This window comes from Actinocorallia lasiicapitis (genome assembly GCF_054778695.1).
The window spans coordinates 1-19,803 of record NZ_BAAGZI010000077.1 but is presented as its reverse complement, the minus strand read 5'-3'; the positions used below and the strand labels follow the sequence as shown (position 1 = coordinate 19,803).

Sequence of the window (19,803 nt, the reverse complement as noted above, 5' to 3'; positions counted from 1 at the left end):
CGGGCGGGCCCGTCTCCACTCGGTGGGCGACAGCCCCGCCTGGCTGGTCCGTCCCGGCCCCGACCGGCGGCGGGTCGCGCGGCGGCTCACCCCCGACCAGACCGTCCTGGCCGAGAGCCGGCTGATCGACCCGGCCGCCGTCCTCGGCTCCTCGGCCCTCACCCAGAACCTCGGCGGCGACTGCGAGGCGCCCTTCGTCACCGACCTCCCCCTCCTGCCCGGCGATCTCCTCCTGCTGCTCAGCGACGGCGCCGCCCTCCCCGACACCCTCTGGTTCGGCACCGAACTCGCCGCCATGGCCGACGCCTACCCCCACGCCCCCGCCCTCGCCGCTGCCCTCATCACCCGCGCCGAACGCCTGGGCGGCCGCGACAACGCCACCGCCCTCATCACCGAGATCCACCCCACCACCTAGCCGTCGGTCCTGGTGCTCCTCTGACGGCCCCGGGTCAAGGGGTGGGGGAGGGGTGGCTGGTTGTGGCCGGAGGGAACTTTGATCGTGAGGGGCCCTCACGTTCGGGGGTGGGGTGGTGTTAGCGTCCCCGCACATGATCGGGCGCGGTGGCTTCGCTTAGGCGGGAGATGCGTGTGGGCAGACGATGGGTGGGCCGCGTTTCGGCGGTGACGGCCGGGGTCGTGTCCCTGGTCCTCGGGGCTTCGCTGATGGCGGGGGCGCATATCGAGCGTCCCTCCTACTGGGCGCTGCCGGGGGAGGACTGTTCGATCAGCCCGTGCGCGGGCGGGAAGGTGCCGGCGGCGCGGGATCTGGCGTCGGCGGTCGTGCCGCCGGCCGACAGCGAGACCCGGGTGGTGTGCCGGCCGGACTCGATGGAACGGCTCGAAACGGCGATCAGCAAGGCCAGGACGTCGGGGTATGAGCTCAGGCCGTCCGACAAGCGCTCGTTCAGCGCGGCGGAGGCGGCCGAACTGCTGCGCGTCAACAAGGCGCTGCTGGCGCTCTGCGCGTACGACGAGATCCAGCCCGCGGTGAACGACTCCGGCAACAACGACCGGGTCGTGGTCATGCCCGGCCTGTACACCGAGCCGACGTCACGCGCCAAACCCACCCACGACCCCGCGTGCGAGCAGTACAAGCTCTCCACCGGTGCCCTCTCCTACACCGGTGAGGTGATGTGCCCGAACGACGCCAACCTGATCGCCGTGATGGGCCGCGCCCCCGGCACCGGAGTCGACCCCGACCCGCCGCGTCTCGACCGGCACGGCATCCCCAACCTCGGCCCCTGCGTCCGCTGCAACCTGCAGCTCGAAGGGTCGGGCGTGAGCGCCGACGACGTGATCGTCGAGGCGGGTGACGCGTCGTCGGGCAACCACGGCCCGCGCAACTCCGTGAAGGACGTCGGGATCCGCGCCGACCGGGCCGACGGGTTCGTGCTCCGGAACGTCACGGTGCGGCACGCCAACGAGCACGGCATCTATGTGCTGGAGTCCAACGGCTACCAGCTCGACCGCTTTAAGGCTTACTACAACGGCGAGTACGGGCTGCTGACTTTCGTCGAGGACCACGGTCTGGTGCAGAACTGCGAAGCGGCCGGCAGCGGCGACTCCGGCCTCTATCCGGGCTCCGGCGCCAAGACCAACGTGGGCCGCGACGAGAAGATCTACCCGATCGCCCGGTACAGCCAGGAGATCCGGCTCTGCGACTCCCACCACAACACCAGCGGCTACTCCGGCACCGACGGAAACGCCACCTGGCTGCACCACAACAACTTCTACGACAACGGGCTCGGCTTCACCACCGACGTTTTCACCGCGGCCGGACACCCCGGTTTCCCGCAGCAGGGCGACCTCGTCGAGAACAACCATTTCTACGGCAACAACTTCAACCCCTACCTGCCGGGCAGCGACGTGGTGCCGACGGTTCCGGTACCGGTCGGAACCGGAATGTGGATCGCGGGCGGCAACGACAACATCGTCCGGAACAACAAGTTCAGCGACAACTGGCGGCGCGGCGCGATGCTGTTCGCCGTCCCGGATGCGTTCGTGTGCGGCGACACCCCGCTGGTCGGCTGCGATCCGCTGAAACTGTCGACGTCGCACCGGAACCAGTTCCACGGCAACCAGATGACGGGCAACGGCCTCGACTTCTGGTGGGACTCGTTCCCGTTCAACCTCGGTAACTGCTGGTGGGACAACGGCAAGGTGAAATCGTCGCCGATGTTCCTGCCGAACTGCTTCAACGGCACCCAGCCGTGGGCGAGTTTCGGGACCGGCCATATCGTCAACGAGGCCGAACTCCTCACCTGCATGGCCGATCTGAAACCGGGCGGCCCCTGCCCCTGGTTCAAGTCACCGGCCCGGCCGCCGAACTCCACGGCGTCACTGCCCAAGGTTCCCACCGGCACCACCGAGGCCGAGGCGCCGCACGACCACGGCAAGGGACTCCGTATCGACGACGCCCTTCTCGCCGAACTGACCTGCCATTCCTGGCAGGAATCGACACCCGCCCAACGCGAGAATCTGCTCACCAAGATGAAGGTCTTCATGGGCGGCCAGATCGACAGCCCGGGCGCTCTCGGCGCGACCCTCTCCCTCACCAAGGCCACCAAGACCCTGACCAACGCCTGCGCCCTGCCGGGAACGGGGCCGTTCAAGCTCTACAAGCTCTACGCCAGAACGGCCGCCTTCACCTCCCAACGCTGACCGACCCCGGGACGGGGCGCCCACCGGCGCCCCGTCCGCTAGGCGGCGGTTCGCGGCGGGAGCGTCTCCTCGGCGATCCGCTCCAGCATCTCCGAAGCGGTCTGCTTCACGTGGTCGTCGTGGTCGGCGGCCGCGCGATCGTGGAGGACGGCCAGAGCTTCGCGATCGTCCGGCCAGCCCGTGCCCAACGCGGCGACCGCCGCCCGCCGCACGCTCGCCCCTGAGTCGTTCAGCGCGCTGTCCCGCAGAGTGGGGAACGCGCGGTCCTCACCGGGCCAGCCCCAGCCCAGCTCCTGGACGGCCGACCAGCGGAGGAACTCCTCACCACTGGCCGCCAGGTTCAGGAGCTCCCGGAAGGCCCGGGGGTCTCCCGGCCATCCGGCGGACAGCCGTCTCATGGCGGCGCGACGCACGGCGTCGCGACGGTCGTGGCGGGCGCGATCAGCCAGGACGAACAGCGCGTCGTCGCTCCCGGCCCATCCGGTACCCAACCCGATCAGGGCTTCCTCCTGGACCCGCAGCGCGCTGTCGGAGGTCGCGCGGACGCTGAGGACGTTCAGGACCCGGTCGTCGCCGGGCCAGGCCCGCCACAGCACGGAGACGGCCGAGAGCCGCACGCGGGCATCACGGTCGGTGGCCCGTTCGCACAGATCGGCCAGGGCTCGATCGTCGTTCCGCCACAGGACGGCGAGGGAGCTGATCGCCGTCGATCGGACCGATTCGCTGGAGTCCTGAACGGCGATCTCCCAGATCAGGGCGCTCACCGAGGCGTCGGCCGGCCACCCTGACTTCAGCAGGTCGATCGCGGTCTGCCTGCCGGAGTGGTGCGGATCGTTCAGCGCGCGGTCCTCGAGGAGGGCAAGGATGTCGTCGTGCCCGGCCCAACCGGAACCCAGAGCGTGGATCGACGCCCGGCGTATCTCGTCGACGACGTCATGGACCGCCCGGTCCCTGAGCGTCGCCAGAGTCCGGTCGTCGCCGGGCCAGCCCATGGCGAGCGCGAGGACCGCGCACTCACGCAGGGTGGCGTCGCTGTCCGTGACCTGTCCGAGGAGCTCGGCCAGTGTGTCGCTCTCCCGCGTCCACCGTCCGCTCATGAGGGCGGCCGCCAGGATCCGCAGTTCGGGTATGTCGGAGTGGACGGCGTTCCACTCGAGCGCCTCCAGGGTCGCCGGATGGTCGGTCCAGCCGTCGTCCAACGCCCGCAGTCCCGCTCGACGCAGACCGACGGTCCGGTGCGTCGCGCAGGTCAGGACCGCGGCCAGCGCCGCGTCGTCGCCCGCCCAGTGCGTGCTGAGCGCTTCGGCCGCAGCCCAGCGCAGACGGTCGTCAGCGGTCTCGTCCAGCGCCGTCGCGACGAGCCGGGGCAGGTCGCCGGTCTGCCGGGCGATCCGGGCGTGCGCTGCGAAGTGCCCGAGGAGGTACCAGGTGTCGAGATGCCGGAGCCGCCACCGCTCGAGACGGTCGGTGTCGAGCCATCCGGCGTCGTTCAGGTTGAGCTGCTCGGCCAGCGCGTCCATGAGACCGATCCGCAGTCCGGTCTGCTGGCGCGCCTGGTTGAGCAAGCTGAGGAGCGCGCCGTTCAGGTCGTTGCGGCGCGGGCCGAGCGCGCCCACATGCCGGGTCTCGGTGGCGATGCGCAGTGCGAGCAGCAGATGCTGCGGCAGGGTTCGGCGGCCCCGCCACGCCGGGTCCGCCGCCAGGAGCAGGTCGACGGCCCGCATCTGGAAGGCCGGCGGGAGGAGGGCGGCGAGCAGCAGAAGCGTCTCCGTCCAGGCGGGGTCGCGCCAACGATCGGCGAAGACCCCCATCAGCCCGTCCTCGGACAGCTCACGGGCGTTGAACTGGGTGTGGAGATCGTCGGCGGCCAGATATTCGAGGAACGCCCGGTGGACGAAGCCGTACAGCCCGGCCCCGAACGGCGCGAGGACGAAGTTGCGGTCCTGGAACTGCTCCAGCATGGCCCGCGCGACGAGCACCGCCTGCGTCTGCGGCATCCCGAACGACCCCGTCAGATAGTCATGGAACTCCTGCCGCAGTTCGGCGCCCGGCAGATGGTTGCCCGCCAGCCCGGCGGGCGCCGTCTGCATCCGGCGGGCGACGCGGCGGAGCAGGGCGAGCTTGTCCTCGGCGTCGAGCAGCCGCCGCCCGTCCAGGATCAGCCGCTGGTCGTGGAGGTGCCGGTTGACGTCCCAGTGCTCGATCAGCACCTCGACGGCGTGCTGGTACACCTTCCACCGGTCGTGCGGCAGCTCCCGGCGACGGCCGATGATCGCGAGGATGGTCAGCAGCATCGGGTTGCCCGCCAGCTCCGCGACGGGCGCCGACCGGTCCACCGCCCCGAGCAGCCGAGCCCGCGACGCCTTCGCCTGGGTGGCGTCGTCGGGGGAGGAGTCGGCGTACCAGCGGGTCGCGAACTGCTCGATCTGCCTGCGGTCGAGGTCCTGCAGCATGAAGTGGGCGAACCCGGCGGCGTCCAGCAGGCTCCGCTTGTACCCGACGATCCGGGACGTCACCAGCACCCGCGCCTGCGGATACCGGGCCGCGAACCCGCTGATCTGCCGGACGGTCTCCTCCCGCACCTCCGGGTCGAAGATCTCGTCAAGGCCGTCGAACACGACGAGCGCCGCGCCGCCCTCGTCCAGGAACCGCTCCAGCAGCGCGCGGGGCAGTCCCACCCCTTCGCCCTGGTGCAGTTCGTCCAGGAGGTCGAGAAACGACTGGCCGCGCCACCGGCGGTCCGCCCAGGTCCGCAACTCCACCAGCAGCGGCAGCCGTCCCGCCAGCGACTCCGGCAGCGCCCCCGCCGCCAGGTTCGCCGGGTTCTCCAACGCCAGCGCCAGCATCAGATACCGCGCCAGCGTCGACTTCCCGGCGCCCGGGTCGCCGAGCAGCACCGCGGTCTTCGACGTCGGCTCGCCCAACGCGTCCATGACGCCTCGGGCCGGCCGTTCCAGATACCTGCGCCGCGCCTCCTCGACGGCCTCCCGATCCACCTCGGCGGGCAGTTCCCCGGCCACCGCGCCCGTCTCCACGAGCCGCCGCCACACCTCGCGGGGGAGCGACGGCGGCGGCGGATCCACCCGGACGTTCTGCGGCAGGAACACCCGCCCGAGCTGCATCGGCGGATGGGCGTCCTGTTCACTCAACGGCAGCAGGATCTCCAGGTCGACCCGCCGGAACCGGTCCACCAGCCGTCCCGCGTACTCCCGTCTGACCTGCGCGAACTCCCCGCCCGGCCCGGGGTCGGCCGCGGCCCGGAGGTCGAGCCACCGTCCGGCGGCCTCGGAGCCCGCGCCGACCACGACCGCTGCGCCGAGCGCCCACCAGTTCCAGACCCCGTCCTGCAGGATCTGGTTGACCGCGATCCCCACCGCGATCACCCCGACGACCGCCGCCCCGGCCCGCAACCCCCACATCAACCCCGCCTCCCACCGACCCGGAACATGTCAGGCCATTCTGATCTCCTTCGGGCCCGTCCAGTGGCCGGATGCGGCCATGAACCGGGGACGAACGGGGCGGGGGCCGCCACTACCGTGATCTTCCATGTCCGGTGAATCCGATGAAGATCGGCTCAGTGAGCTTCTGAACTCCAGTACGCCACATGCCCCGAACTCGGACGAAGAGGCGCGGGGACGTCTGCGCAAGCCCTCCCCGGCGGAACCGGCCCCCGAGAACGCCTTCGGGCTGGGCCGCCGGGTTCCCGTCGCACCGCTCCCCAGCCGTCCGGACAGAGAGCTCGAAGAGCTCCAGAACCTCGCCGCCGAGCTGCAGGAATTCACCTCCCTCATCGGCGGAACCACCGACCCGGGCGGCTCGTACTCCGCGTCCGACGGCTCGGGTTCGGTGCGGGTGACCGTCGACGGCACCGGCGCGGTCAGCCGGCTGACCCTGCGCCAGCAGTGGCGCTCCGCCCTGCGGCCCGAAGGGCTCGGCGCGGCCGTCGTCGAGGCGCTGGGCGCGGCCACCAGGCAGCGGCTGGAAGGCTGGGTGACCCTCTTCGACGAGCAGGAACGCAAGCAGACGCAGGCCCGTAAGGCCGGTCAGCAGCGGAGGCGGCCGGACTTCCGGCGTCCGGCCGTGCCCGCCCAGGTCCCGAGCCTCGACCGGACGTCCCTGATGAACGTCGCCCGCCAGATCTTCGACGAGTCGGATCAGCGGATCCAGGAGGCGAAGGACGCGCTCGGCACGCCCAAGGTCGTCACGGACGGGCATGTCGAGGTGACCGTGTCCGGCGGGGCCGTGTCGGGGATCGCGTACGACGTCGATTGGGTGTCCCGCGCACGGGACGCGTCGATCGCCGACGAGACGGTGCGGGCGATCGGCAAGGCCCTCCAGGACGCGCAGCCCGAAGCCGTCAAGGCGCTGAACGCGACCGTCCGGGAGATCGACGAACTGGTGCAGATGCTGTTCAAGGCGGTGGAGTGATGGCGCCCCAGCCGATGGAGCGGGACCTTCAGGACCTGCGTGACGACGCGAAGAAATGGCACGGCACCGCCGAGGTGATGACCAAGGCCAAGACGGTCGTCGACGGGGAGGCGGGGCTGTCCTCGTGCTTCGGTTTCCTGGGTGAGGAGACCGGCGCGAACACCACGTACACGTCGGTGAACACCGTGCTGTCGACGCTGGGCGGCCAGGCCGCGACGGAGCTGCAGTACGGCGCGGACGCCCTCAACCGGGTGGCGGCCGTCTACGCGCAGACCGAGAAGGACAACGACGCGACGATCAAGGAAGGGTGGCATTTCTGATGGCGCCACCGGTGAGCGACTCCGTTTTCCAAGGGATCATCGGCCGGATCCTCGACAAGATCGAGGAGCTGAACCGGCAGATCAACGCCTTCTTCGACGCGCTGGGCGACGCGATCTCCAAGCTGCCGGGGATCGTCGAGGGCTGGGCGAAGGCCGGTTGGAAGAAGGTGACCGACGCGTGGAACGCGCTGATGGACAAGGTCAACTACTACCTCAAGAACAAGGGCGAGCCCGGCCGGCTGTCGAACGGGGAGAAGCGGTACTCCGATGACGTCCAGGGCAAGGTGAGTGCCGAGGCGGGCGCCTTCAAGGCCGATTCGGGCAAGGCCAACGGCATGTTGGCGGACGACAAGTGGAAGGGCGACGCCGCCGACGCCTACCGGCAGGTCCTGAACCCGCAGTCGACGGCGCTCACCACCTACGCCAACACCGCGGCGGCCGTGGGGACGGCGCTCAACGAGGCCGCGTGGGCGATCCAGGTCTTCTGGGGCGCGGTCATCGCCGCGCTGATCGTCCTGGTCACCGGGATCATCGCGGCGATCGCCCTGGCCGAGACGGTCGTCGGCGGGATCGCGGCGGCGCTCGCGGCGATCGGTGTGGCGGTCGCGGCGGTCGGCGGCGCCTACCTGTACGCGAAGGCCACCATGTCGACGCAGGCGAACGTGTTCCGCACGCAGGCCAACGCCAACGAGGCGTTCCCGGGCCCGCCCGCCGGCTCGTGGCCGCGCGCGACCCGCGATCTGGCGACCGGCGCCACCCGGGCATGACCCCGCCCCGCGGCGCCGCCCGCCGCTCCCGGACCGTCGTGGCGGCGCTGCTCGGTGCGTTCGGCTACACGGCCTTCGCCGCCATCTTCGCCACCCTCGCGACCCTGGCCCCCAGCTCCGCTGAAGGAGCCGTCTTCATCCCACCGGCCGTCGGCGCCGCGTTCGCCGCCCTCGCCCTCCTCACCTTGCTCCTCACCCGCCCCGTCACCCCGATCCCCTACTTCGGCGCGGCCGCCACCCTCCTCACCGCCCTGGCCCTCCTCCCCCTGGCCGACAACCCCGCCTTCCTCCTCCTCTTCACCCTCCTGGGCCTCCTCCTCCAACTCCAACCCCTCCTCACCCTCCGCCCCCGTCGCCCATGAGATAAGGCGCGGTCCCGGGCCGTGCTGGTGGGCGCTTCCCGCTATGACGATCCGGCCTTCCCCGACACACCGGCGGTCGCCAACAGCCTCACCGGCCTGTGCGAGGTGCTCACCGACCGCGCGTTGGGCGGCTGGCCGCAGGAGCGGGTCACGATCGTCGACGCGCCCCGTGACGCGCCGATGCTCGTCCGGAGCCTGCGCCGCTGGGCCGAGGAGACCGAGGACGTCTTCCTGCTCTACTTCGCCGGGCACGGAGTCCTCCAGGATCGCGGCGAACTCTGCCTCGTCCTTGAGGACACCGTCGCCGAGGATCCGGACGTCACGGGTCTGGAGTACCAGCGGATCCGGGACCTGCTCGTGAACAGCCCGGCCCGCGTCAAGATCGTCATCCTGGACTGCTGCTACTCGGGCAGGGCGATCCGGACGCTCGCCGGAACGGACTTCCTGGCCGACACCACGGACGTCCAGGGCGTCTACACGCTGACGGCCAGCGACCACGCCGCCCATGTCCCGCCGCTCGCCGAGCAGCGGGACGCGCCCACCTCGTTCACCGGTCAGCTCCTCGACGTGCTGCGCGAGGGCGTTCCCGGCGAGGGGGAGTGGCTGACGTTGTCCGCCGTCTACCGGCGGTTGCGCCGCCGGGTGGAGGTGGCCGGGCTGCCGCCGCCCAACCAGCGCGGCACCGACACCGCGGACCGGCACGGTCTCGTGCGGAACGCGAGCCGTGCGGCGGCGGCTCCGAGCGTGGAGCCCGTCCTTCGACCGGGCCCGGCTCCGGAGCTTCGGCGGGCCCGGTTCCGGCGGGGGAGCGGGCAGGACGAGGCCAGGATCAGCCGGCCCTTCCACGGCACCCGCCGGATCGCGGTCCTCGGTTGCGCGCCCGGTGCGGGGCAGACCGCCACCACGCTGGCCCTCGGCCAGATCTTCGCCGGCCGCCGGCGGGAACCGGTGATCGCGCTCGATCTGGATCCGGGGGCGGGATCGCTGGCGAGACGCGTCCGGATCGATTCCCATCTGACCGTCCACGATCTGGTGGCGGTCGAGGTGGCCACGCGCGAGGACCTCCGGCCTTACGTCTCGCGGATCAAGGGCGGCCTGGACGTGGCGACGTCCGGTCTGAGCGGCGACCGCGTGCTCTCCGACGTCGACTACGCCCGGCTGCTCCGCACCCTCGACGGCCACTACGCGCTCATCCTGGCCGACCCCGGGCCTGACCGGCTCGCGCACCTGCTGCCGCACGTCGACCAGATCGTCCTGGTCGGAGCCGCAGGACCGGCCACGATCTCCGGTCTCACCTCGCTCCTCACCACGTTGGAGGCGGCGGGCCACGGCGGCCTCTGCTCACGCGCCGCGGTGGCCCTCGTCGGCACGGGAGGCGACGCCCGCCGCGCGCTCGCGGAGGCCCGCGCGCTCTGCCGCACCGTCATCCCCCTGCCCAGGGACGGCTATCTGGGCGTTCCCCGAACGGGCTACCAGCGGCTGGAACCGCTCGGCGCCGGCACCCGACGCGCCTATGCCGCGCTGGCGGCGGCCCTCGCCGACGATTTCGACATCGTGCCGCACCGCTACCGGCACTGACCGGCTCATTCCTTCTGGAACAGTGCGAAAGTCCCGGTCGGTTCCGCCGGATCGCCGACGACCCTGAGTTCGACCTGCCGGAGCGCCGCGAAGAGCTGCAGGAGCCCGGCGGGCGTGAACCGCCAGTAATCCTCCTGATGGGGCGGCTTCCGGTGGATCGGCACCGCGAACGGAACGCTGGCCAGCAGATGCCCTTCCGGCGCGAGCACTCGGAGCATCTGCTCGACGACCTGGAACGGGTTCCGTGTGTGTTCGAGGAGTTCGGTGCAGAGGACCGTCGCGAACCGTTCCTCGGGCAGAAACGAAAGGTCGTGCGCGTCGGCGACGAAATCGGGTGCGAGCTCCGGGTTGATGTCGAGGGTGTGGTAATCGACGAGCCCGTCGCCGCAGATCTCCGGCTCGTTGGTCCGGTAACCGGCCCCCACATCGAGGAACGGCGGCTTCAACCCGTGTTTCGTCCGGCATTCGCTGACGAATTCCCGGAGACTCGCCCGAATCGGCACCGTGGGCGGATGTTCGGCCCTCGCCGCTTCGAGATGGCTGAGCCGCGCGAAATCGTCCACCCCGCCGCTAGGCAATGACCACCTTCTCGAACGCCACGAGCGACCGCTCCACCGCGGCACGCCCCGAATGCTGGATCACGCTCGCCAATGTCGCCGCCGCGCAGACCGGAACCCAGGTGTCCGTCATGAGTGAGCGGACCACGGGCCCCGCCGTCAACGGAACGACCTCGAACGAGGTGTACTCGAACTTGTCGCGCGCCCACGCCATCGCCGCGCTCTGGATCTCCTCGGCGGTCAGCGGCAACCGGACCTCACCGATCATCAGCGGCTGGAAGTAGCGGTGATCGATGACGATCCCGTACACGGTCACGTCCTTCCGATCCGGGGTGATCCCGATCTCCTCGGCGCACTCGCGCAGCACACAGCCGATCGGATCGGGATTCCGCTCGGACGTCTCGTCGCCCTGATGGCCGTCCACGCCGCGCTGCATCGTCCCGTTGATCCCGTTGGCGAGCTGCAGCGGAAAGTTCGCGACCCGCGCCGACCGCCGCTGGCAGAGCAGCATCCCGTCCGCGGTGATCACCGAGAAGTTCATCGCGAGCTGGTTCGACAGCGGAATCTCGCTGATGTCCCTGCCGGGCAGCGTCCGTAGCAGCTCGAGCGGCAGATCCGCGGACGCCGCCGAGAAGTTCGTCGCGAGATAGTCGAAGAAGCAGGTGGGCCCGAGCCTGAGCTGAAGATGCGTGTCCTCGGTGACCGGATCGGGCACGCTGACGCGGTAGTCGCGCAGCGCATAGGTGGTCCCGTTGAACATCAGCAGATCGCCGGCTTTCGCCTCGTCCATCCGCTTCCGCAGGTTCTTGTCGTACACCGCCGGATACCGCTCCGGAAACTCCGGCCGAAGATCGGGATCGTAGACGGCCGTGATCGCGTCCGCGGCCCATCGGGTCAGCAGGCTTCCGATCGGCATCGAGACCATGACCGTCAGCGGGCCGACCTGGATCGCCCTCGACCGGGGCTGAACCGACACCCCGACCGCCCGGTTTCCGCGAGCCCTCACATGCCCTCCGACTTGGCCGCGCCCACTTCCCACGCCGATCCTAACCTCCGGCCGGTCGCAAGCGCCGACCTCCGCTCGGATACGCTGCGCCGACCATGACGACCCCCCTTACCGCCGAGGATCCGCCGCTGGTCGGATCGTTTCGGCTCATCTCCCGGTTCAGCGTCGATGTCGGCGGCGTCACCTATCTGGCGGCGTCGGCCGGCGGCAACGACGTCCTGCTGACGCTCTACGCGGAGCGTCCCGCCGAGGCGGAACTCGAAGGCGCGCTGCGTGTTCGTCCGTTCGGTCTGCAGCTCTGCGTGGTCCGGCCCTATGCCGGCCCCGCGCTGCCGAAGAAAAGGATGCGCACGGCCCGGATCTGGGATCTGAAAGTCGTCGGCCTCTGGGTTCTCGCGACTTTCGCCTTCTGTGCGCTGACGGTGACGGTCTGGATGCATTTTGTCGTCACCGAGAAGCCCCTGACCCCGCCGTTCTTCACCGTCTCGGCCAGTGCATCGGAGGCCAGGGCCTGGGTCTCACCGGACGGCCGCGAGGTTCTCCTGCGTCTCACGGATGGCGACGCCTGCCCGCAGAAAGCCGAAGCCGTCATCGAAGAACGGCCGGACGCGCTGACCCTCACCGTCCGGGTGAACAATCCCGACTGCAGTGAGGACCGCTTTCCCGTGGTCGTCTCCGTTCCGCTCGCCCACCCGTTGGGCGACCGCCGGCTGATGGGTCCGAAGGGCAAGCCGTACACGTCGCTCACCCGTGAGCCGAAGGAACGGCGGATCGAACTCGTCTCCGTGCGTTAGGCGGGTTGCCAGAGCTCGATGCGGTTGCCTTCGGGGTCGGTGACCCAGCCGAAACGGCCGACGCCGTCCATTTCCTGAGTTTCCTCGGCGACGTTCGCGCCCTTGGCCCGTAGCTGGGCGAGCATCGCGTCCAGATCGCGGACCCGGAAGTTGACCATGGTCTGCTGGGTGGGGGAGCCGAAGTAGCCGGTGCCGGAGTCGAAGGTCGCGAACACCGTCGGTCCGGCCTGCGGCTGCCACAGGCCGTTCTCGTCGGCGTCCAGGCCCAGACAGTCGCGGTACCACGCGCCGAGTGCCGCGGGGTCGGCGGCGCGCAGGAAATATCCGCCGACGCCCAGTACACGTTCCATGCCGCCATCCTGCCAGGACGGCCGCCGCGCGCGGCTCAAGGCGCGAGCGCGGCGGCCTCGGTTCTGATGCGGGTGCTGAGCGCGGCCTGGTCCGACGCGTCCAGCCAGCTCGCCGCCACTCCGTCGAGCGCGATCTCCACCATGTCGGCGAACCCGTACCCGAATGTCTCGGCGACGGAGGCGTACTCGTAGCCCAGGTCGAGGTCGGTCATCGCGGGGTCGTCGGTGTTGAGGGTCGCCAGCAGGCCCGCTTCGCGCATCCGGCGGAACGGGTGGTCGGCGAGCGCGGGGAACGCGTTCGCGATCCTGATGTTGGAGTTCGGGCAGACCGTCAGCGGGATCCGTTCCCCGGCGAACCGCCGCACCAGCTCGGCGTCGTCGACGAGGGACAGGCCGTGGTCGATGCGCTCGGCGCCCAGCACGTCCACGACCGTCGCGATCGCGGAGGCCGGACTGTTCTCGCCCTGATGCCCGGTGCGGCGCAGCCCGAGCCGCGCGGCCAGCGCGTATGCCTCGACGAACGAGGCCGGGTCGACGCCCAGTTCGGTGGAGTCCATCCCGATTCCGAGGACCCGTTCGGGCCGTAGCGCCCCGAGCTCCTCGACGAGCTGGAGCCCCGCCGCGGGCCCGTAGGCGCGGTCGATGTCGGCGATCAGCATGGCCCGGCTGCCGGTCTCGGCTTCGCCCGCCGCCAGCCCGTCGCTCAGCCCCGCGACGATGTCCGCCAGTTTCTGCCCCGCCGCGAGATGCCGCGCCGGAGTGAAGAACATCTCGGCGTAGACGCGCCCGTGCGCCGCCCCGTCCAGCACCGACTCGTAGGCGAGCCGCGCCCAGTCCTCCCGGCTGACCAGCACCGACTGGACCAGCCAGAACACCGAAAGGAACTCTTGCAGCGACCCATAGGAGTACAGCTCGGTGACGTCCCCCGCGGGCAGTTCCACACCGTTCTTCCGGGCCAGTTCCACGACCGTCTCGGGCCGCATCGTCCCTTCGACGTGGCAGTGCAGTTCCACTTTGGGCAGCCGTTCCAGAGCCTCACGCATACCGTTCAGAATAAGCCGCCCCTGCCTCATCGAACGATCGTTCGTGTCACGAATTCCCGTCGTTCTGTCTTCGTCACGGCTTCCGGCCGACACCGCAGTAGTCGGGCACTTCGGGCCGCTCCCGGAACGTCGCCCCGGCGGGCCGCCACCGTGAACAGGACACCACTCCGGGCGTCAGCAGTTCCAGGCCCTCGAAGTAACGGCCGAGCTCGGCGGGGCTGCGCAGATGGTAGGAGGCCGACGACACCGGATTGGTGTTGTAGACGTCGATCGCGGCGTTCTGCGCGGGGTCGATGTCGACTCCGTCCTCCACGACGAGAAAGCTGCCGGGAGCGAGCTCCGCCAGCAGCCGCCGGACGATGCCGTGCGGGTCGTCGGAGTCGGGGATCTGCCCGAGCACGCCGAGCATCATCAGCCCGACCGGCTTGTCGAAGTCGAGCGTCTTGCGCGCTTCCGCGATGATCCGTTCCGGCTCTCTGACATCGGCCTCGATATAGTCGGTGACCCCGCCCGTGCTGCTGGTCAGCAGCGCCTGCGCATGGACGAGCACCAGCGGATCGTTGTCGACGTACACGATCCGCGCGTGCGGCGTGATCCGCTGCGCGACCTCATGCGTGTTGTCGGCGGTCGGCAGCCCCGTCCCGATATCGAGGAACTGCTCGATGCCTTCTTCCCCGGCCAGCAGAGTCACCGCCCGGACCAGAAACCCCCGCACCTGCCGCGCGACCTCGACGATCCCGGGAAACGTCTCCGCATGGCGATCCCCGACCACCCGGTCGATCTCGAAGTTGTCCTTCCCTCCGAGCCAGTAATTCCAGATCCGAGCCGAATGCGCCACCGACATATCAACCTTCGCCCGCCCCCGCTCCACCTCACTCACGCCCGAATCCCCTCCCAGCCCTCTCTCCAAAGTCCGTCCCCCGACGCTACGCCCAAACCCCCACCCCAAACCCCCCGGAAACAATCTCTTCACACACAACCCCAAGAGCCGGAATGCGGACGCACGGCGGCGCAGCCGGGATTGCTCGTGCGGAGGCCGGCTCGATCCCGGCCACGGCGTCAGCGGCGGCCGCAGGCAGACCGGGCTCGCGGCTGACGTCATCCATGGCCGGCACGCCCAGGTCAGCCGTAGGACCACGACCTCTCGGAGTCCGAAATAGCCGTAAGATTACCGCTCATGCCTGAAAGAAGGTTCCTGAATACTTATGCTCCGATAGCCCTTTTCGGGCTGGCGGACGCACTGCTGTGGACGCTGATGGACACGTCCTCCCTCGTCGAGTGGGACGAACTGTCCTGGCGGAGCGTGGTCTGGATGGCAGCGGCCCTGTCGGGCTCAGTCGGCCTGCAGTTCTTTCTGGCACTGGACCGGTCGGAACGTCTGCGGCGGGAGCGCCCCGGCACCCTTCTGGCAGCGGCACTTCTCTTCTGGGCACTGCCGATCGCGACCGGCCCCCACCTTCCGCTGGCAGCCGGCCTCCCCCTGGCCTGCGCGCTGGTCCTCTACCGCGGCCGCCGCCGCTGGCTCCTGGCCCTCCTGCTTCCAGCGGCCGAACTCCTCGCCCGCTGGCATGCCTGGCCCACGGACGCTCTGGACGACTCACTCCCCGGCACCCTCGTGGAGGGCGGCGCCGACGTCCTCTGGACGGCCCTCCCCATCACGCTCTTCACCGCAGCCGCCTTGAAGAGCCGCCACCCGGACCGCCAGGGCCTGATCAGCCCGCCCCTCCTCTGGCTCCTCCCGGTGCTCCTCCCGGCAGCGCTGCAACTCGCGCTCTACACCTCTGAGGCCGGCGAGAGCTCACGTCGCGTCCTGGCATTTTTCCTGGTCATGACAGCCCTCCCGCCAGCCGTCATGATCAAACTGGTCTTCGCCGCCCCAAGAAAAGCCTGGCCGACCCTGACGGTCACCGCCCTGGCCGCCGCCCTCGTGGCCTACAGCCAAGAATCCCCGATCGTCCTCATCATCTCCGCCGACGCCCTCCTCGCGATCTTCAGCACAGCAGCTCTCCTCCTCCTGCCCCTACGCAAGGCTCTCCCCCTCCTCCTCGCCGCAGTACTCGCCCAGACCCTCCTGTTCACACCCCCCGGGCTCCCCACCGATCCCCTCGACGCCCTCTTCACCCTGAGCCTCTGCCTAGGCCATCCTTCTGCATCCCTCTACCTCTGGGCCGCCGCTTACCTGTCAACCCGGACTTCTTCCGCTCCCTCCCCGTCACGCCCCCGGGAATGACTCAGCCCCCGCCCGACGAATCGGAACGAGGGCTGAACGATGTTCGTTCGCTGGGGGTTAGTGGCGTCCGGCGCGGATCTCCCGGGTGAGCCGGTCGAACGCACTACGGCCGAACGCCAGCGCGGGGCGGTCATGGTTCTTGGAGTCCCGCACCATGACTCTCAAGGAGAGTCCGGCGACCTCGACGCAGTCCCCGCCCTCAGCTCCGCTGTAGCTGCTCTTACGCCAGCGGACGACTGATGCATCGTTCATAGGCTCTCCATCGCTTTCCTGATGAGCTTCCGTGACTCTGGCACGGAGTACGCATGACCTCGGAGCAAGTCATACCGTACGGCACAACTTGTCACCGCACGCGTTTCCTCGATCAGGTTCCCTTGGCCCGCCGCCTCGATGTAGCTGACCGGCTCCATCTCCTCGAACTTGAGCAAACTAAAGCTCCCCGAGAACGCAACATAGTGCTCCGTGTCGTGCGGGAGGATCTGTATGTTGATATGAGGCCGATCGGAAAGTTCCAGCAGGTGAGCGAGTTGCTCACGCATGATCTCGACGCTGCCGATGATGCGGTTGAGCGCCCATTCGTCAATGACGAGAAAGACGTTCGGCGGATTGGGTCGGAAAAGCGCCTCCTTGCGCTTGACTCTCGCCGTAGTCGCATCGTCGATCACATCAGGCCCCATAAGGGAGCCCATTATGGCGCGGGCATATGATTCGGTCTGAAAGAGTCCGGCGATGAGCAGCGCCTCGAACTTCCGGATCTCGTTCGCGACACCTTCGAGTTCGACGTACCGGGCAAATCCCGGGGGGATCGTCGCGAGATGCCGAGTGTCGCTGATCAGCTTCCAGAACCGGAAGAACAGGCCGCCTGTCTGGAAGAACACGTCGAGGTCCTGGGCGAACGGCCTTGACGGCATGTTCTTCGCGGCCTCGATCTGGCCGACGTAGGCAGGCGTGCAGCCCAGCTTCTCGGCGAGCTCCGTCTTGTTGAGCCCCGCCGCTTCGCGATACGTGGTGAGCGCGATGCCGAACGCACGGATTGCCGGTGCTTCGTAGGGGTCTCGCTGTGCTGCCATGGTGCGATCTCCGGGGGTCGAGGCCGTGATACCAAGTGGCGCGGTTTAGTCGATCTAGCTTTCTGGTACGCCTTTTGGTTGCCGTCCGGTGTCCGGTGGTTCCTAGCCCACGGTAGCTCCGAAGCGTGACTCTGGTTACACGAACCGGAGACGAAATCGCGAGGGGTTTGGGCATGGACGAGCAGGAATGCGCACGGCTCGGTGAGTTGCACAAAGGCTGGTATATCCGGCCATCGAGGAATCAGGGATCAGTCATGGCGACACGGTTGGACCGGATCGGTCTGACCTTCGCCGAGATCCGCGCGGGCCTCGCGATGACCTTGATCGAGGACTCCCCAGAGGCGCTGGGCACCGCGCTGGCCGACCAGGCCAAGATCGAAAGCACGGTGTGACGACACCGGGCATCGCGGGCTCGATGCTGCCGACCGGACTCGCAGCCGTACTACTCGGACTGATCCTGCTCGAGCCAATCCGTGAAGCGGGAGGCAAGCACCGGTGAGCGAGCCGTTGACCAACCAGCGATACCCCTGCGCGCATTGCCGCTGCCCGGTGATCTACGTAGGGCAATGGTGGGAGCACGAAGCCGGCACGGTCGCGTGCACGCCGTCCCAGCGCACCTACCCCCCACGCGGCACCAACGCCGCACCCGACGTACTCCCACTCCCCAATGACCCGGATCAGCAGTGAGCAGCCCCAAACTGGTGGCCGCGCTACTACTCACGCCACCCACGGTATTCCTGTCGCCGATCCTGGTGGTGCGGAACCGGCGGGGCACTCGCCGCCCATGAGCGAGCATCTGCCACAGGACCCGGTCCGGCGGCCTTTGCTCCTCACCGCCAGAAGCACTCGAACCACCAGCCCCCGGCCGGACCCCCAAGACCACTGTCACAACCGGACCCGTGGGGGAGCGCGAGGGGCGAAGCCCTTCGCCGGGCGAAGCCCCAAAAATCACAGCCCGAGCAAAGCGAGGCCCGAAGCAGTTGACTCTAATGGCTGGGGGCTCCGGGGGTCATCCCCCGGGAAAACACTGCGGGCCTCCCGGAAGGGTTGAAAACCCGACCATGGAGGCCCGCCTCGGGTGAGTGACCGGGCTTGAACCGGCGACACCCAGGATCACAACCTGGTGCTCTGCCAACTGAGCTACACCCACCATGCGCCGGTTTGGGGGATTCCCCTTGCGGCGGCGAGATTTAGTGTAGCGGGTTTCGGGGGGTGGTTGTTACTTGGTTTCGGACTCGGCGACGATCTTGGCGGCGAGGGCGCGGGAGGTTTCCGTGTCGGGGCCCGGCTGGGGGACGAACACGGCGGCGCGGTAGTACTTGAGTTCGCGGATCGATTCGGTGATGTCGGCGAGGGCGCGGTGGCCGCCGTTCTTGTCGGGGCTCGCGAAGTAGACGCGCGGGTACCAGCGGCGGGACAGCTCCTTGATCGAGCTGACGTCGATCATCCGGTAGTGGAGGTGGGAGTCCAGGGCCGGCATGTCGCGGGCGATGAAGCCGCGGTCGGTGGCGATGCTGTTGCCGCACAGGGGCGCCTTGTTGGCGTCCGGGACGTGGGTCTTGATGTAGTCCAGGACGAGGGTTTCGGCGTCGGCGAGCGGGATGCCGTCGGGGAGTTCTTTGAGCAGGCCGGAGGTGGTGTGCATGGTGCGTACCACCTTGTTCATCTGGGCGAGCGCCTCTTCCGGGGGCTTGATCACCACATCGAGGCCCTCGTCGAGGATGTTCAACTCCGGATCGGTGATCAGGACGGCGATCTCGATCAGGGCGTCCTTCTCAAGGTCGAGCCCGGTCATCTCGCAGTCGACCCATACCAGCCTGTCGTTCATGTCCATTACCTTATGGGAACGAACGGCTACTGGGTCTTCAACGAGTCCACGACGGCGGCGATATCGCCGAGGTTGTGGTGGCTGTCGGGAACGGAGAGGAAGATCCCGGCGGGTCGTTTTCCTGGCCGGTCGATGAGGATGAGGACTCCGGCTTCGCTGCGGAAGTTGTAGTTCTTGGTGGCGGCTTCGGGGTAGCTGAGCTTGACCTCGTAGTACCAGGCCTTCTTGCCGCTGACGGTGTAGCTCTTCGACGAGATCGTCTCGACGGTGTTCTGGGTGCCCGGGTACAGGCTGGGGCGCAGGATGGAGCCGAAGTAGGCTTTGGCGGCGGCCTGGAGGTCGCCGCCGGTGTAGAAGACCGTGGACGGCAGTTCGAGCCCGTTGATCGAGGCGGACCATTTGCCGCCCTTGCCGTCGTAGTTCTCCTGGACGATCGCCAGTTCGCCGCTGGTGAAGCCGAGCCGGGCGCGGGTCGCCTCGGACGGGCTGTCGATGGCCCACCGGCCGCCGAGCCGCGTGTAGGACAGGCCCGCCCGGTCGTCGGTGATCGTCCCGATGACGGGGGAGGTGGTGGTGCTCCCGGGCGTGCTGGGCGCGGGGGAGGACGGCACGGGCGACGCCGACGTGGTGATCGCGATGGGCGGTTCGGGCTGTTCGCCGTCCTTGTCGAGGACCACGAACAGCGCCACCAAAGCCAAGATCACGACTACGGCGCCGCCGCCGAGCAGCGCCAGCAGCATCTCCTGCCCGCTGCTGGACGGGGGCCGCGGCGGGCCGCCCGCCGGCTGCTGCGCTCCGACGATCTGCAC

General features: G+C 69.1%; 19 protein-coding genes, 1 tRNA gene and 1 pseudogene. 10 read left to right on the top strand and 11 right to left on the bottom strand.

The genetic code is table 11. The features are described from left to right. Both ACYVE7_RS11980 and ACYVE7_RS11975 read left to right on the top strand, forming a co-directional pair. A partial coding sequence (locus ACYVE7_RS11980; RefSeq protein ID WP_460364699.1) for a hypothetical protein occupies window positions 1-415 on the top strand: 415 nt, incomplete at its 5' end. A 173-nt stretch (window positions 416-588) separates the two neighbouring features. Next, on the top strand, window positions 589-2,661 hold the full coding sequence (locus ACYVE7_RS11975; RefSeq protein WP_460364698.1) for a right-handed parallel beta-helix repeat-containing protein: 2,073 nt from the start codon (window positions 589-591) through the stop codon (window positions 2,659-2,661). Window positions 2,662-2,699: 38 nt separating this feature from the next. Here the strand turns inward: ACYVE7_RS11975 and ACYVE7_RS11970 are convergent, their stop codons facing one another. Beyond that, window positions 2,700-6,080 (bottom strand): NACHT domain-containing protein, encoded by a 3,381-nt coding sequence (locus ACYVE7_RS11970; protein WP_460364697.1) that lies wholly within the window; start codon window positions 6,078-6,080, stop codon window positions 2,700-2,702. Between the two features lie 127 nt (window positions 6,081-6,207). On the opposite strand from ACYVE7_RS11970, the gene ACYVE7_RS11965 reads away from it, so the two are divergent. The 5 genes from ACYVE7_RS11965 to ACYVE7_RS11945 are packed head-to-tail and all read left to right on the top strand — an operon-like array spanning window position 6,208 to window position 10,116. Beyond that, window positions 6,208-7,089: a hypothetical protein gene (locus ACYVE7_RS11965; protein WP_460364696.1), complete on the top strand. Its 882-nt coding sequence runs from the start codon at window positions 6,208-6,210 to the stop codon at window positions 7,087-7,089. Then, window positions 7,089-7,409: a hypothetical protein gene (locus tag ACYVE7_RS11960; RefSeq protein WP_460364695.1), complete on the top strand. Its 321-nt coding sequence runs from the start codon at window positions 7,089-7,091 to the stop codon at window positions 7,407-7,409. The genes ACYVE7_RS11965 and ACYVE7_RS11960 overlap by 1 nt, the downstream gene beginning before the upstream one ends. Before the next feature lie 11 nt (window positions 7,410-7,420). Beyond that, window positions 7,421-8,176 carry a hypothetical protein gene (locus ACYVE7_RS11955; protein ID WP_460364694.1) on the top strand — a complete coding sequence of 252 codons (756 nt, stop codon included), beginning with the start codon at window positions 7,421-7,423 and terminating at the stop codon, window positions 8,174-8,176. Then, window positions 8,173-8,538 (top strand): hypothetical protein, encoded by a 366-nt coding sequence (locus ACYVE7_RS11950; protein WP_460364693.1) that lies wholly within the window; start codon window positions 8,173-8,175, stop codon window positions 8,536-8,538. The genes ACYVE7_RS11955 and ACYVE7_RS11950 overlap by 4 nt, the downstream gene beginning before the upstream one ends. A gap of 21 nt (window positions 8,539-8,559) precedes the next feature. Beyond that, window positions 8,560-10,116 carry a caspase, EACC1-associated type gene (locus ACYVE7_RS11945; protein ID WP_460364692.1) on the top strand — a complete coding sequence of 519 codons (1,557 nt, stop codon included), beginning with the start codon at window positions 8,560-8,562 and terminating at the stop codon, window positions 10,114-10,116. 5 nt (window positions 10,117-10,121) lie between these two features. Here the strand turns inward: ACYVE7_RS11945 and ACYVE7_RS11940 are convergent, their stop codons facing one another. Together ACYVE7_RS11940 and ACYVE7_RS11935 are read right to left on the bottom strand one after the other, a co-directional pair. Further along, window positions 10,122-10,619 (bottom strand): class I SAM-dependent methyltransferase, encoded by a 498-nt coding sequence (locus ACYVE7_RS11940; RefSeq protein WP_460364700.1) that lies wholly within the window; start codon window positions 10,617-10,619, stop codon window positions 10,122-10,124. A gap of 67 nt (window positions 10,620-10,686) precedes the next feature. Further along, window positions 10,687-11,649, bottom strand: a complete 963-nt coding sequence (locus tag ACYVE7_RS11935; RefSeq protein ID WP_460364691.1) for a hypothetical protein — start codon at window positions 11,647-11,649, stop codon at window positions 10,687-10,689. Window positions 11,650-11,774: 125 nt separating this feature from the next. Here ACYVE7_RS11935 and ACYVE7_RS11930 point away from each other — a divergent pair, with 125 nt between their 5' ends. Continuing rightward, window positions 11,775-12,473, top strand: a complete 699-nt coding sequence (locus tag ACYVE7_RS11930; protein ID WP_460364690.1) for a hypothetical protein — start codon at window positions 11,775-11,777, stop codon at window positions 12,471-12,473. Here the strand turns inward: ACYVE7_RS11930 and ACYVE7_RS11925 are convergent. The 3 genes from ACYVE7_RS11925 to ACYVE7_RS11915 form a co-directional block, all read right to left on the bottom strand. Beyond that, window positions 12,470-12,823, bottom strand: a complete 354-nt coding sequence (locus ACYVE7_RS11925; protein ID WP_460364689.1) for a VOC family protein — start codon at window positions 12,821-12,823, stop codon at window positions 12,470-12,472. The genes ACYVE7_RS11930 and ACYVE7_RS11925 overlap by 4 nt on opposite strands. 35 nt (window positions 12,824-12,858) lie before the next feature. After that, entirely contained in the window at window positions 12,859-13,866 is a 1,008-nt protein-coding gene (gene add, locus ACYVE7_RS11920) for an adenosine deaminase (protein ID WP_460364688.1), read from the bottom strand. A 73-nt stretch (window positions 13,867-13,939) separates the two neighbouring features. Next, complete coding sequence (locus tag ACYVE7_RS11915) at window positions 13,940-14,746, bottom strand: SAM-dependent methyltransferase (protein WP_460364687.1); 807 nt, start codon at window positions 14,744-14,746, stop codon at window positions 13,940-13,942. Window positions 14,747-15,043: 297 nt separating this feature from the next. On the opposite strand from ACYVE7_RS11915, the gene ACYVE7_RS11910 reads away from it, so the two are divergent. Continuing rightward, window positions 15,044-16,096 carry a hypothetical protein gene (locus ACYVE7_RS11910; RefSeq protein ID WP_460364686.1) on the top strand — a complete coding sequence of 351 codons (1,053 nt, stop codon included), beginning with the start codon at window positions 15,044-15,046 and terminating at the stop codon, window positions 16,094-16,096. Window positions 16,097-16,153: 57 nt separating this feature from the next. On the opposite strand, the gene ACYVE7_RS11905 is transcribed toward ACYVE7_RS11910, so the two are convergent. Both ACYVE7_RS11905 and ACYVE7_RS11900 read right to left on the bottom strand, forming a co-directional pair. Further along, entirely contained in the window at window positions 16,154-16,348 is a 195-nt protein-coding gene (locus tag ACYVE7_RS11905; protein ID WP_460364685.1) for a DUF397 domain-containing protein, read from the bottom strand. After that, entirely contained in the window at window positions 16,345-17,166 is an 822-nt protein-coding gene (locus ACYVE7_RS11900; protein ID WP_460364684.1) for a helix-turn-helix domain-containing protein, read from the bottom strand. Before ACYVE7_RS11900 ends, ACYVE7_RS11905 begins: the two co-directional genes overlap by 4 nt. Before the next feature lie 254 nt (window positions 17,167-17,420). Here ACYVE7_RS11900 and ACYVE7_RS11895 point away from each other — a divergent pair, with 254 nt between their 5' ends. After that, window positions 17,421-17,558, top strand: coding sequence for a hypothetical protein (locus ACYVE7_RS11895; protein ID WP_460364683.1), 138 nt, complete (start codon window positions 17,421-17,423; stop codon window positions 17,556-17,558). Between the two features lie 685 nt (window positions 17,559-18,243). On the opposite strand, the gene ACYVE7_RS11890 is transcribed toward ACYVE7_RS11895, so the two are convergent. From ACYVE7_RS11890 to ACYVE7_RS11880, 3 genes and pseudogenes are all read right to left on the bottom strand, one after another. Then, window positions 18,244-18,316 (bottom strand) — tRNA-His (locus ACYVE7_RS11890). A gap of 69 nt (window positions 18,317-18,385) precedes the next feature. Further along, entirely contained in the window at window positions 18,386-18,994 is a 609-nt protein-coding gene (gene orn, locus ACYVE7_RS11885; RefSeq protein ID WP_460364682.1) for an oligoribonuclease, read from the bottom strand. Between the two features lie 26 nt (window positions 18,995-19,020). Further along, a pseudogene (locus tag ACYVE7_RS11880) lies at window positions 19,021-19,803 on the bottom strand (hypothetical protein); the annotation flags it as partial.